The organism is Rhodococcus sp. EPR-134, from assembly GCF_001647205.1.
In the GTDB taxonomy this organism is placed as follows: Bacteria; Actinomycetota; Actinomycetes; order Mycobacteriales; family Mycobacteriaceae; genus Rhodococcus_F; species Rhodococcus_F qingshengii.
The window spans coordinates 1-12,149 of sequence record NZ_LVCT01000591.1; the positions used below are offsets into that span (position 1 = coordinate 1).

The window sequence follows — 12,149 nt, forward strand, 5'->3', positions numbered from 1 at the left end:
CAAAGCCTGCCTTGATTAGTCGCCCCTGGACCGAGAAAAGAGACTACGGAAGCAAGTCCAAGAATTCTTGAATAACTTCTCGCACCTCCGACTCATTTTTGCTCGAATTCGAAGGATCATCCTGGTTAATTGCATTCATTATTTCAATTTGACCCCAGGCCCCCCTCAGGGTTTCGGAATCTGATGCACGCTCCGATTCGCGTTCTCTGACGTACCTCTCGAATATTTCAACTAGCGCATGCAAGGATATTTTTCCGTCACAATAATCGCGATTAACCTGCTCAGCTTCCAGGCGGTAAATTGATTGATCCGTCATGTTTTTCACTTTCCCGATAAATTGCCAAATGAGGTGGTCACAACTCTGCCCGTTTCATTGATGATAACTGATAGGTTGTTTATCGAATCATAGATCACGGTCGTGTTTCCTCTGCTCGGGGTCGCCACCCCTTCACGAATGGCCTGTTCAACCAGGGATGGGAGTATGCCGCGCTCTTGCATTCGGTCGAACGCATGCCCCGTATATTCACGACCGTTGACTATTCCAGGACGATTGGTTCCGGGCTTTACATTTATTTCGCGATCTCCGCGCCCACCCACAGGTGTCGAGGCCGGTCTGTCTCCGACGGGAATAGTCGGATCGCTAGGGGCTCTATTCCCGGCCTCACCGTCGGTGGCGGCTGCCCTGCGACCTGCGGCTTCGGCGTCTGCGGCGGTTCCGCCGCGCCGCAGAACAGCCTCCACCGCTTCTTGCACGGCAGCTCCGCCGACTCTGCCTCCTGTGCCTACGATCGGAATGAGGGAGACGATATTTGCTGCTGCGGCAGCGATCTCAGCCGGGGAATGCTCGGGTGAAGGTTGTGCTCGTTGACCGCGATTGAACCCGAACGGATCGACGGCGGCATCGTGCACGGGGACTACTAGGAAATTTCGCCACGCATCCCCGAGCGTTCCGACACTATCGACTGTTGTGTCGACCGCGCTTTCCCCGACACCCCACGCGCTGTCCCACACTTTTTGCGGGAACGATCGATCGTCGGGCGCGTTCGGATCTGGCGGGATCGGCACATTGCCGGTGAACCCGGCAGGCACGTCCCCGTGAGCTTCGGCAAGCTGGTTCGCAGCTTGTTGACGTGGACTGACAGTGGGTTTGGGGCCCCGACTGGTCACCAAACTTGGACCATCCGCCCATTGGTGACAGTCGAGCAAACGTGCAAACAAGGCACGATCCGGAGCATTTCAGCAGATTGAATGCAACGTGGTCTCTGGCGATATGGCCACGCAAACTTATTGAACGGTCAACAGTTAATTGGTGGCGCGCAGCTCATTCGGACACCAAGCGCAAGGAGGCCGCGTAAACCACGAGCCCATCTAGCCAAGGAGGGAATCGAATTGACCACCAGCCGCACGATGCGATCACCTGGAACTCTCGTCGCCGAGCGCCGCAATGGCTGATCGTTCACCACAGCACAACGAGAACCGGCAGATTGCCGCAACATCGGACGTAGCACCGAAGTGGCGAAGCCATTGCTTCACCCGGCGACCCCAGGGCGGCAAAGATTGCTACACATCCGACTCCTCGACGCTCCTGCGCTTCGTAGGGCACGAAAAAACCCAGCCCACGCTTTCGCGCGGGCTGGGTTTGAACAACGAACATTTGGCGGAAGCGGAGGGATTTGAACCCCCGGTGGGTTTAACGCCACGCTCGCTTTCAAGGCGAGTGCATTCGGCCGCTCTGCCACGCTTCCGTGGGCGATCCTATCGGGTGTTCCCACGGACCGCGAAAACGGCTCCAGAAGTCAGCGCTCGCCGATGGCTTTGTCGACCTTCTCGAAGACGTCTGCCAGCACGTCCAGTTCCTGGGGAGTCAGCAGATCGACCAGATTGTTCCGCACCCCGGCCACGTGAGTAGGCGCTGCCTCGGCGAGGCGACGCCTACCCTCTTCCGTGATCCGCGCGAGCACGCCGCGACCATCTTCGACGCAGGTGTCTCGCACGACGATGCCCTGAGATTCCATCCGCCTGATCTGGTGCGTGAGGCGACTCCGCGAAGACAGCACGCCGTCTGCCAGGTCACTCATCCGCAACGACCCGTCAGCTGACTCCGAGAGCATGACCAAAATGCGGTAATCGGCCAACGACAGGTCGTGTGAATCCTGCAGTTCGCGGTTGAGCACCTCCATGAGGCGCTGATTACCGTCCATGTAGCCGCGCCATGCACGCATCTCGCATGGCGTCAGCCACGGTGTCTCACCGTGCGCCGCCTGCGATGTCTCCTCGGTTGTCGCTTCAGCTGTCACAGGTTCCAAGTTTAGACCTGTGTCCGCCCGTCACAGTAAGACTCACCCTAAAGTCACGAATTGGACATCAGGATCGAACGATCGATTTCGGCGACCGATGCCAGCCCCGCCAGTCCCATGGTGAGATCCAGGTCGGCCAAGAGACTCCGGAGCGCATGACGCACTCCGTCCGCTCCGGCCAATCCCAACCCGTACACCCACGGCCGCCCGTACAGCACTGCATCGGCACCCAAGGCCAGAGCCTTGATTACGTCTGCACCACAACGAATTCCGGAGTCCATCAGGATGTCCACCTCATCCCCCACCGCATCAGCGACGGGACCGAGAGCATCGAGTGCCGAAATCGACCCGTCGACCTGACGCCCACCATGGTTGCTCACGACGATGCCGTTGGCGCCGGCCGCGACGGCCTCACGTGCGTCGTCGGGATGGACAATTCCCTTCACTGCGATCGGAAGTGTCGTCCACTGGCGAAGTTTCGCGATATCCGCGATCCGCACCGCATGGTTACCGAACAACGACACCCACGTGAGAACCGCGATCTGCAGCGCTTCTGCGCTCTCCTCGGGCGGCGTCGCCAGTTTGGCGCGGAACACCGGATCCGACAGATAGTTGGCAATACCCTTCGCCTGCAGGAACGGAAGGTGGCCGAGCTCGAGATCCCTTGGACGCCAACCCATACCGGGAGTGTCGGCAGTCAGGACGATAGCCTTCGCGCCCGCCGTCTCCGCTCGACGGACAAACGACTCGGCAAGCTCGTCGTCGGCCGGCCAGTACAGCTGGTACCACCAGTTATCGCCCGAGGCCGCCGCTACGTCTTCGATGGTCGAGGATGCCGCCGTCGAGAGAATCGATCCGATCCCCAACTCGGCAGTGACCGAACCGACCGCAACCTCGGCGTCGTCGTGGACCAAGCCGAGCACGCCCACCGGAGCCGTCAGGATCGGTGCAGCCAACCGCGTCCCCAACACCTCGACGCTCAGATCACGCGCGTCGGGCGCCGCAGTCCCCCGCAACATCCGCGGCACGATCGCATGCTTGTCGAACGCCCGCAGATTCGACTCCGCGGTTCGTTCGGTCGACGCGCTACCGGCGATGTACCCGAAAGCCTCCGGTGAGAGTTGCTCGCGCGCGGCATCTTCCAAGCCTGCCGCAGTCATCGGCAAAGCCGGCTTCGCGCCGCTCAGTCCCGTCAGATAGATCTCGTTCTGCATGTTCCCGAAGTAAGTCACGTCCGCGACGGTAGCGGCAAAACACCCGTCAGCGGGGAGATTCGCTAGCGTCGTATCCATGTACGCCATAACGATCGATCAGCCCGGCGGTCCCGAGGTCATGAAATGGGCGCAACAGCCCGATCCTGAACTACCTCGCGGGCACGTACTCGTCGAGGTCGCCGCGACCGCAGTCAACCGCGCCGACCTGCTCCAACGTCAAGGCTTCTACCCGCCGCCGCCCGGCGCGAGTGACATTCTCGGCCTCGAATGCTCGGGTGTGATCACCGAACTCGGCGAAGACGTCACCGGTTGGTCCGTCGGCGACGAAGTCTGCGCACTGCTGGCCGGCGGCGGTTACGCCGAGAAGGTCGCGGTCCCGGCAACACAACTTCTCCCGGTTCCCGCGGGCGTCGATCTCCGTGTCGCAGCGTCTCTGCCGGAAGTTGCGTGCACGGTGTGGTCCAACGTCGTGATGCGCGGCGGTCTCCGACGCGGACAGGTCCTCCTCGTCCATGGCGGTGGCGGCGGAATCGGCACCCACGCCATCCAGGTCGGCAAAGCCCTCGGCGCCCGCGTCGCAGTTACCGCGGGTTCGGAGGACAAATTGAACCGCTGCCGCGAATTGGGCGCGGATATTCTCATCAACTACCGCGACAGCGACTTCGTAGCATCACTCGCCGAAGCCACCGACAACCACGGCGCCGACGTGGTTCTGGACAACATGGGAGCGTCGTACCTCGGGCGCAACGTCGACGCACTCGCCATGGACGGCCACGTCGTGATCATCGGAATGCAGGGTGGCCGCAAGGGCGAAGTCGACATCGCCAAGCTGATGGGAAAGCGCGGAAACATCACGTCGACGGGCCTGCGTGGGCGTCCGCTCACCGGCCCCGGCGGTAAAGCGGACATCGTCGCCGACGTCCGCGCGAAGTTGTGGCCGTTGATCGCAGACGGATCGGTTCAACCGATCGTGTCGACCGAACTTCCGATCACCGAGGCGCCATTAGCCCATCAGTTGCTGGATTCGCCGGAAACCGTAGGCAAGGTCATCCTCACCGTGAAGTGAGCCGAGCGGGATCGATCAGCCCAGGGCGCCGAGTTCGGCGACCAGCTGATTGATCTCGTACCGCGGCGTGTACGGCGCAAGGCCGACGGTGACCGCGCCGCCTTCGTCGTTGACACCGAGGGCGTCGAGCAGCCTGGAACCACCATGCGTACCGCTGACCGTCGCGATGCGCTTGTCGGCCAGGTGCGCCGCGACCTTGTCTGCCGCCATCCCCTCGAGTGTGAAACTGAGCGTCGGCACCCGCGTGGGTGCGCCGCCGATCACCATCACGTTGGGCAGGGCTGCGAGAGAACGCATGAGGTGATCGAACAGACCGTCCTGGTAGTCCTGCAGCGAGCTGATCGAGGTTTCGAGGCGCTCACGCCTGGTTCCCGTTGCCGATTCGTCCAAGCCCGCCAGGAAATCGATCGACGACGTGAGACCGGACAGCAGCGCGAACTGATGACCGCCCACCTCGAGTCGCTCGGCGCCACGCGCGTACGGGTTGAGCGACACGGCCGGAATTCGGTCGAGCAGTCCGGGATCGCGGAAGACGAGTGCGCCCACCTGCGGACCGCCCCACGACGGCGCGCTGACGGCAACGATGTCCGCCCCGAGATCAGCCATGTCCACATGCGCATATGGCGCTGCACCGACGGCGTCGACCACCATCAGTCCGCCGAATTCGTGCAGACGATCAGCTGCGGCGCGGACGTTCGGAGCCGAACCGACGACCGGTGATGCGGCCGTCAAGGCCACCAATCGAGTGGTCGAGGTGATGAGATCGTTGAACTGCCAACTCGGGAGCTCACACGTTTCGATTTCGACCTCTGCCCATCGCACCTGAGCGCCGTAGCGACTGGCCACACGAAGCCAGGGCGCGACGTTCGCCTCTTCGTCGAGGCGCGAGAGTACGAGACCGGTTCCGAGGCCCAACCGCGAACTGAGCGACTCGGCGAGCCAAGCCAACAACACCGCTCGGTCTGATCCGAGAACGACTCCCGCAGGATCTCCGCCGACCAGATCGGCGACCGCGGTGCGCGCACTCTCGAGAATGGCAGCACTACGACGGTTCGAGACGTGGCGACCGGAGGAAGAAGATGCAGAGGCACGGAACGCGGTGGAGACCGTCCGCGAGACGGCGTCCGGGATCTGCATTCCGGCCTGCGGATCGAGGTGGATCCAGCCGTCACCGAGTGAGGGAATCAACCCCCGTACGCGGGCAACGTCGTAAGCCATGCTCGACACTCTAGGTGCAGACGCCCGCTTAGTCGAAGGCAGTCACCCAATTACCCGTCAGTACAGTTATTCGGTAGCTAACTTTTTGGGGGTTACGCGGCGTTTGTCGCCCACACACGACAAGATGGAAGCATGACGAACCCCGACAAAGAGCAGGTACTCGTTATCGGACCCGACGGTCGACCCGTCGCGATGCCGGCGGCCGAGGCAGAGGCCTCCACATCTGGCACCACCGAAGGCGCGGAATCCGAAGCCGAGTCCGTCGCCGAGATGGTCGAGCAGCCGGCGAAGGTCATGCGAATCGGCACGATGATCAAACAACTCTTGGAAGAAGTGCGCGCCGCGCCGCTCGACGACGCCAGCCGCAAGCGCCTCAAGGACATCCACACCTCGTCCATCCGAGAACTGGAACAAGGCCTGGCACCCGAACTCCGTGAAGAACTCGAGCGACTGAGCCTCCCGTTCACCGACGACTCCATTCCCTCCGACGCCGAACTGCGAATCGCGCAGGCCCAACTCGTCGGCTGGCTCGAAGGACTGTTCCACGGAATTCAAACCGCACTGTTCGCGCAGCAGATGGCAGCGCGCGCCCAGCTCGAACAAATGCGGCAGGGCGCACTGCCTCCCGGCATGAGCATCGGAGCTCCGCATTCGCCTGCCCATCCGGACCAACAGAGCCCAGGAACCGGCCAGTATCTGTAACCCGGACCACCACGAAGTCCGCGGGAAAACCGGCTCCGACGCCAGGCCGGTAGGCTCGACCTCCGTGTCAGCATCCGCAATCGAATCCGAGACGCCGGACGCACCCGCGCCCGTGTCCGACTCCCAGACGTTCCGTCGTGCGTTCAAAGACCTTCGCGACGGTCTGAATCAGCGTGAGTTGTGGCTCAGCCTCGGCTGGCAGGACATCAAACAGCGCTACCGCCGGTCGGTGATCGGTCCGTTCTGGATCACGATCGCCACCGGCGTGCAGGCCACCGCCATCGGCATCCTGTACGCGGCCCTGTTGGACATGCCACTCCAGGAGTTCCTGCCGTACGTGACGGTGGGCCTGATCGTCTGGAACCTCATCAATGCCTCGATCATCGAGGGTTCCGAAGTTTTTGTCGCCAACGAAGGCCTGATCAAACAGCTGCCATCGGCCTTGAGCGTGCACATCTACCGTCTGGTGTGGCGGCAAATTCTGTTCTTCGCACACAACCTCCTGATCTACGTGATCATGGTGGTCGCGTTCGGAGTCTGGCGGAATCTGAGCTGGGCGTCGCTAGCCGCGATCCCGGCGTTGGGACTTATCGTGCTCAATGCACTGTGGGTCTCGATCGTGTTCGGCATCTTCGCCACTCGATACCGCGACATCGCACCGATTCTGTCTTCGCTGACGTTGCTCCTTTTCGTGCTGACACCGATCATGTGGACAACGCAAAGCCTCGAGGCTCAGGGCGGCGCCGTCCGAGATCGCGCAAAGATCGCCGAACTCAATCCGCTGTTCCATTACCTGGACATCGTCCGCGCGCCGATGATCGGGCAGCCCCAAGAGCCTTACCACTGGTACATCGTCATCACGATCACCGTGGTCGGGTGGGCCGTCGCCTTGCTGGCGCTTCGCAAATACCGGGCCCGCGTGCCCTACTGGGTTTAGGGACATCGCAATGACCGAACATGTGAACATCTCAACGCACAACGCCTGCGTCGACTTCCCGATCTTCGACGCGAAGTCCCGGTCGATGAAGAAGGCATTTCTCGGCAAAGCAGGTGGCGCCATCGGCCGCAACAGTTCCGATGTCGTGGTCGTAGAAGCCCTGAAAGACATCACGATGAACCTCAAAGAGGGCGATCGTGTAGGTCTGGTCGGCCACAACGGCGCCGGAAAGTCCACCCTGCTGCGCTTGCTCTCCGGAATCTACGAACCCACTCGAGGATCCGCCAGTATTCGCGGACGCGTCGCACCTGTTTTCGATCTCGGCGTCGGCATGGACCCCGAGATCTCCGGCTACGAGAACATCATCATCCGCGGCCTGTTCCTCGGTCAGACCCGCAAGCAGATGCTCGCGAAAATGGACGACATCGCCGAATTCACCGAACTTGGTGATTACCTCTCGATGCCGTTGCGCACGTACTCCACCGGCATGCGCGTGCGCGTTGCCATGGGCGTCGTCACCAGTATCGATCCCGAGATCCTGCTACTCGACGAAGGCATCGGGGCTGTCGACGCCGAATTCATGAAGAAAGCTCGCATCCGGCTTCAGAAGCTGGTGGAACGCTCCGGAATCCTGGTATTCGCCAGCCACTCCAACGAATTCCTCGCCCAGCTGTGCAACAGCGCCATGTGGATCGACCACGGCCAGATCCGCATGCAAGGCGACATCGAAGACGTCGTGCGCGCCTACGAAGGTGACGACGCCGCAGAGCATGTGCGCCACGTCATCAAGGAAATGGAACGGGAGAGCACCCCGTGAGCGCACCCGAGAAAATCATCGGTGTCGTCGTGACGCACAAGCGGCGTGAACTGCTGGCCGAATCCTTGAAGGTTCTCAGCACCCAGTCGCGGCCGCTCGACCATCTTGTTGTCGTCGACAATGCCGACGAAGCCGATGTGAAAGAGCTCGTCGACAACGCTCCACTGCCGACCAGTTACATCGGTTCTCAGCACAACCTCGGCGGTGCCGGAGGATTTGCTCTGGGCATTCTCTACGCACTTTCGCTCGGCGCCGACCGCGTCTGGCTCGCAGACGACGACGGGCGCCCGGAGGGTCCCGAAGTCCTGGAAACACTGCTCGACTGTGCAATTCGAAACGACCTGGCCGAGGTCTCCCCCGTCGTCTGCGACATCGACAACCCCGACCGCCTTGCCTTCCCACTTCGCCGCGGCACGTCGTGGCGCCGGTTGCGTTCCGAACTCGGCGACGAGGATCTCCTGCCCGGTATCGCGTCCCTCTTCAACGGCGCACTGTTCACCGCCGACGCGATCGATGCCGTCGGTGTTCCGGATCTACGCCTGTTCGTCCGCGGCGACGAGGTCGAGGTACACCGTCGCCTCGTGCGCTCCGGCCTGAAGTTCGGTACCTGCCTGCAAACTGCCTACGTCCACCCCAACGGCGCGGACGAGTTCAAGCCGATCCTCGGCGGACGCATGCACACGCAGTACCCCGACAACGACACGAAGCGCTACTTCACGTACCGCAACCGTGGATACATCCTCGCCCAACCGGGAATGCGGAAACTGCTTCCGCAGGAATGGGTTCGGTTCGGCTGGTACTTCCTGATCACACGCCGCGATCCGGCAGGACTGCGCGAGTGGATGCGACTGCGCAAGCTCGGCCGGGAAGAAAAGTTCGAACGCCCGAGTTAGTCAGTCGTCCTGAGTTGAAGCAGTTGCCCCGATATCTTTTAAATCAGTTGCACAGTCGCGTCTGCGGCTGAGACGATTCTGATCCGACGCATGGTGCGTCCTGAGATTTTCGAGGAGTGAGTATTGATGACTGTCGTGTTCCGCAGTTTCAGCACCGTCAACATTCACACTTCTTCGTACTCGAGGACACACTCACCATGTCGGAAGACAGCACGCCCCTGACCGAATACGGTTGGAACGCAACACTCTCGAACAAATTCACTGCCCTGGCCCCACCGGACTCCGCACCCGGGCGCGTTCTTCGCGTCGACCGGGGGCGGTGTGACGTGGCCGTCGCCGAAGGCACAGTTCGCGCACTCAGCGGCAGCGATCCACTCTGTACGGGTGACTGGGTCGCCGTGGCCGAGTTACGGGACTCACGCGAACCCGAGATGCACACGGTCACTTCGATACTCCCTCGATCAAGCAGCATTGTTCGATCCTCGGCATCCGGAAAATCGGAAGGCCAGATTCTGGCGGCCAATGTCGACACCGTCGTCATCGCCACGGCTTCGGACGGCGACGTCGATCTCGGGCGCATCGAGCGACTACTCGCACTCGCCTGGGAAAGTGGTGCAACCCCTGTCGTCGCACTCACCAAATCGGATGCAGCTCACTATATCTCCGACACTCTCGCCGAGGTCGCTGCCATTGCGCCCGGCGCAACAGTGCTGGCTGTGAGTGCCGAGACCAACGAAGGAATGGATGTACTCGATGCAGTTCTGGACGGCACCGTGGCGATACTCGGTCCATCAGGCGCCGGTAAGTCGACGCTCGCGAACGCCCTCCTCGCGGACACCACAGGTGCCGATCGACTCGAGACCGGTCGCGTTCGGACCGGCGACGGAAAGGGACGCCACACCACCGTCACGAGAGAACTGATCCCCTTCTCCGGCGGCCGGACGTTGATCGACACACCCGGCCTGCGAGGGGTCGGCATGTGGAACGCGGCGGAGGGGATCGACAAGACGTTCCCCGAGATCGAGGAGCTGATTGCAGAGTGCCGGTTCTCCGATTGCGCACACAACTCCGAGCCGGGATGCGCAGTCCTGAGCGCACTCGGGCGCGGCGATATCGACGAACGGAGACTTGCGAGCTACCGGAAACTACAGCGAGAGAATGCATGGAACGCCGCGCGAAGCGATGCTCGTCTGCAGGCAGAGAGGACGCGGGAGATCAAGGTGATCTCCCGACAACTCAAGAGTCACTACCGCGGTCGGGACCGGTAGCGAACAAAGCCTGGCAGCATGGGAGTGATCCCGACGAGAGGTTGCCATGTTCGAGCAGTTCCGTTCCAGCGCCAGAACCAAGCTTCAGCGTGCGGTATCCGAGGTGGTCGAGGCCGCCGACCGGCGCAACGCAGATCGCACGCAACAGATCCTCGATGCGCTGACGCTCTCACGTGACGAACTGGCCGGGGCCCGCGGTGACATCGCGGGCCTCCGGTCCAGGATCGACGAACTGGAATTTCGTCAGCGACGGGATCTGGCCTACGCCGTGGACCTGCAAGCGACGGCATCGACCGCAGAGTTCATCCTCGAACACCTTCGCGTCGCCGAGACGTTCGGCCACCCACACGACACGCTTCGCCATGCACTGGGATTGATCGAAATACCCGGCATGGCACTCGAATTCGGCGTTGCCAGCGGAACCACACTCAGGATCATCGCGGAGGCATTCACCGAACGCGAGGGAACCGTCGCGGGTTTCGACGTGTTCTCCGGCCTTCCGGAAACCTGGCGGACCGGGTTCCCGGTTGGTGAGTTCGCTCAGGAATCAGTCCCCGAAGTACCTGGAGCGCAACTTGTTCCGGGCCTCTTCGAGGACACCCTGCCCTCGTTCCTGAACGACGAACCCGGCCCCGTTGCGTTCCTGCACCTCGACGCCGATCTCTACTCGTCCACCAAGACGGTGCTCGATCTCCTCGGCGACCGACTGGTACCCGGGTCGATCGTCGTCTTCGACGAGTTCTTCAACTATCCCGGGTGGCAGCTGCACGAGTACCGGGCGTGGACGGAGTTCGTCACACGCACCGGCATCTCGTTCGGATACCTCGGGTACACCGTGGACAACGAGCAGGTCATCGTCGAGATCACCAGCTGAGAATCACTTCTCGTACAGACGTGCCCAGTTCTCTCGACTCGTGAGTTCGGGCATCGCAGCACGGTACTTCGTCGAAACGGCAGGTGCTTCCTTCTGGAATCGACGCAGTAGCTTGACCGTTCGGACAAGGAGAGCGCGCGCCGTGGCCTTGTCTCGCTGCCGGATACGTACCCCCGACTGCGAAGCATCGGTGACGACTACATGGTCGAACTGCGAGATGTGCCACCAGTGCGCATCCTCGCGCGGAATATTGACCAAACCGCCACGGGTGCGCCCCAGCCACTGATTCAACCCACGTTTGGCCAGAATCACTCGCATCAGGCTCGGCTCACCACCGGCACGCTCGGTGTGGAGTTCGTTCGAGGCGATCGGGGCGGTAGCCGCATCGTGTTTGATCGTCTCGGCATACTGCGCTCGGCCGGCACGGACGCTTGCCATGGCCTCGATGCCGCCGTCCCGCAACGCTTCCGGACCGTCGAGATAGTCCTCGATGCCCTTCAACGTCGTGAAGGCAAGGCCGTATTGCATTCCGACGAGGAATTCGGAGATCTGGCGGAAGAACTGACGTGAAAGTCCCTTGGTGTCGAGATCGCTGTGCAAAGACCCGACGACGAGGGAGTTACGCGTACTGAAGTAGCGGGCCCAGTCGTCGAAGTCCTTCCAATAGAAATCGGCATGCCACACAGCGGCGTTGGGCAACGTGACAGTGACAAACCCTGCTTTCCGGGCCCTGATTCCGTACTCCACGTCATCCCACTGAAAGAAGATCGGAACGGGCAACCCGATGGCTTCGACAACTTCGGCGGGGATCAGGCACGTCCACCAGGCGTTGTATCCCGCATCGACTCGACGCTCGTGACGCT

10 protein-coding genes, 1 tRNA gene and 1 pseudogene are annotated in these 12,149 nt (G+C 61.8%); 7 read left to right on the forward strand and 5 right to left on the reverse strand.

Translation table 11 applies throughout. From position 1 onward, the window contains the following. Nucleotides 1-1,655: 1,655 nt before the first annotated feature. The 3 genes from A2J01_RS26105 to A2J01_RS26115 form a co-directional block, all read right to left on the reverse strand. Nucleotides 1,656-1,745, reverse strand: a tRNA-Ser gene (locus A2J01_RS26105). Nucleotides 1,746-1,796: 51 nt separating this feature from the next. Further along, on the reverse strand, nt 1,797-2,222 hold the full coding sequence (locus tag A2J01_RS26110) for a MarR family winged helix-turn-helix transcriptional regulator (protein ID WP_020968140.1): 426 nt from the start codon (nt 2,220-2,222) through the stop codon (nt 1,797-1,799). A 128-nt stretch (nt 2,223-2,350) separates the two neighbouring features. Further along, the gene (locus A2J01_RS26115) at nt 2,351-3,589 is read right to left on the reverse strand and encodes a lactate 2-monooxygenase (RefSeq protein ID WP_054188648.1); all 1,239 of its coding nucleotides are present in this window, start codon (nt 3,587-3,589) and stop codon (nt 2,351-2,353) included. Between A2J01_RS26115 and A2J01_RS26120 the strand changes: the two genes are divergently transcribed. Continuing rightward, nucleotides 3,588-4,577, forward strand: a complete 990-nt coding sequence (locus A2J01_RS26120) for an NAD(P)H-quinone oxidoreductase (RefSeq protein ID WP_007731765.1) — start codon at nt 3,588-3,590, stop codon at nt 4,575-4,577. The two genes, A2J01_RS26115 and A2J01_RS26120, sit on opposite strands and share 2 nt — an antisense overlap. Nucleotides 4,578-4,592: 15 nt before the next feature. Here the strand turns inward: A2J01_RS26120 and A2J01_RS26125 are convergent, their stop codons facing one another. Next, a complete protein-coding gene (locus tag A2J01_RS26125; RefSeq protein WP_064113900.1) occupies nt 4,593-5,795 on the reverse strand; it encodes a cysteine desulfurase-like protein in 1,203 nt (400 codons plus the stop codon). 132 nt (nt 5,796-5,927) lie between these two features. Here A2J01_RS26125 and A2J01_RS26130 point away from each other — a divergent pair, with 132 nt between their 5' ends. The 6 genes from A2J01_RS26130 (at nt 5,928) to A2J01_RS26155 (ending at nt 11,286) form a co-directional block, all read left to right on the forward strand. Then, nucleotides 5,928-6,497, forward strand: coding sequence for a bacterial proteasome activator family protein (locus tag A2J01_RS26130; protein ID WP_003943894.1), 570 nt, complete (start codon nt 5,928-5,930; stop codon nt 6,495-6,497). A gap of 64 nt (nt 6,498-6,561) precedes the next feature. After that, nucleotides 6,562-7,434: a galactan export ABC transporter permease subunit Wzm/RfbD gene (gene wzm, locus A2J01_RS26135; protein WP_064113901.1), complete on the forward strand. Its 873-nt coding sequence runs from the start codon at nt 6,562-6,564 to the stop codon at nt 7,432-7,434. 10 nt (nt 7,435-7,444) lie between these two features. Beyond that, nucleotides 7,445-8,251 (forward strand): galactan export ABC transporter ATP-binding subunit Wzt/RfbE, encoded by an 807-nt coding sequence (gene wzt / locus A2J01_RS26140; protein ID WP_050655610.1) that lies wholly within the window; start codon nt 7,445-7,447, stop codon nt 8,249-8,251. Beyond that, a complete protein-coding gene (gene glfT1 / locus A2J01_RS26145) occupies nt 8,248-9,144 on the forward strand; it encodes a galactofuranosyltransferase GlfT1 (protein ID WP_019746444.1) in 897 nt (298 codons plus the stop codon). The genes wzt and glfT1 overlap by 4 nt, the downstream gene beginning before the upstream one ends. 197 nt (nt 9,145-9,341) lie before the next feature. Further along, nucleotides 9,342-10,412, forward strand: a complete 1,071-nt coding sequence (gene rsgA / locus A2J01_RS26150; protein ID WP_064113903.1) for a ribosome small subunit-dependent GTPase A — start codon at nt 9,342-9,344, stop codon at nt 10,410-10,412. A gap of 46 nt (nt 10,413-10,458) precedes the next feature. Next, nucleotides 10,459-11,286, forward strand: coding sequence for a TylF/MycF/NovP-related O-methyltransferase (locus tag A2J01_RS26155; RefSeq protein WP_064113902.1), 828 nt, complete (start codon nt 10,459-10,461; stop codon nt 11,284-11,286). 3 nt (nt 11,287-11,289) lie between these two features. Here the strand turns inward: A2J01_RS26155 and A2J01_RS26160 are convergent. After that, nucleotides 11,290-12,149: pseudogene (locus tag A2J01_RS26160) on the reverse strand (glycosyltransferase); the annotation flags it as partial.

Excerpts from the sequence above, each read along its gene's own strand:
- A2J01_RS26110 (WP_020968140.1), bottom strand. The coding sequence starts at position 2,222 with ATGCGTGCATGGCGCGGCTACATGGACGGTAATCAGCGCCTCATGGAG.
- rsgA (WP_064113903.1), top strand. The coding sequence starts at position 9,342 with ATGTCGGAAGACAGCACGCCCCTGACCGAATACGGTTGGAACGCAACA.
- A2J01_RS26155 (WP_064113902.1), top strand. The coding sequence starts at position 10,459 with ATGTTCGAGCAGTTCCGTTCCAGCGCCAGAACCAAGCTTCAGCGTGCG.
- A2J01_RS26130 (WP_003943894.1), top strand. The coding sequence starts at position 5,928 with ATGACGAACCCCGACAAAGAGCAGGTACTCGTTATCGGACCCGACGGT.
- A2J01_RS26125 (WP_064113900.1), bottom strand. The coding sequence starts at position 5,795 with ATGGCTTACGACGTTGCCCGCGTACGGGGGTTGATTCCCTCACTCGGT.
- A2J01_RS26120 (WP_007731765.1), top strand. The coding sequence starts at position 3,588 with ATGTACGCCATAACGATCGATCAGCCCGGCGGTCCCGAGGTCATGAAA.
- wzt (WP_050655610.1), top strand. The coding sequence starts at position 7,445 with ATGACCGAACATGTGAACATCTCAACGCACAACGCCTGCGTCGACTTC.
- A2J01_RS26115 (WP_054188648.1), bottom strand. The coding sequence starts at position 3,589 with ATGGATACGACGCTAGCGAATCTCCCCGCTGACGGGTGTTTTGCCGCT.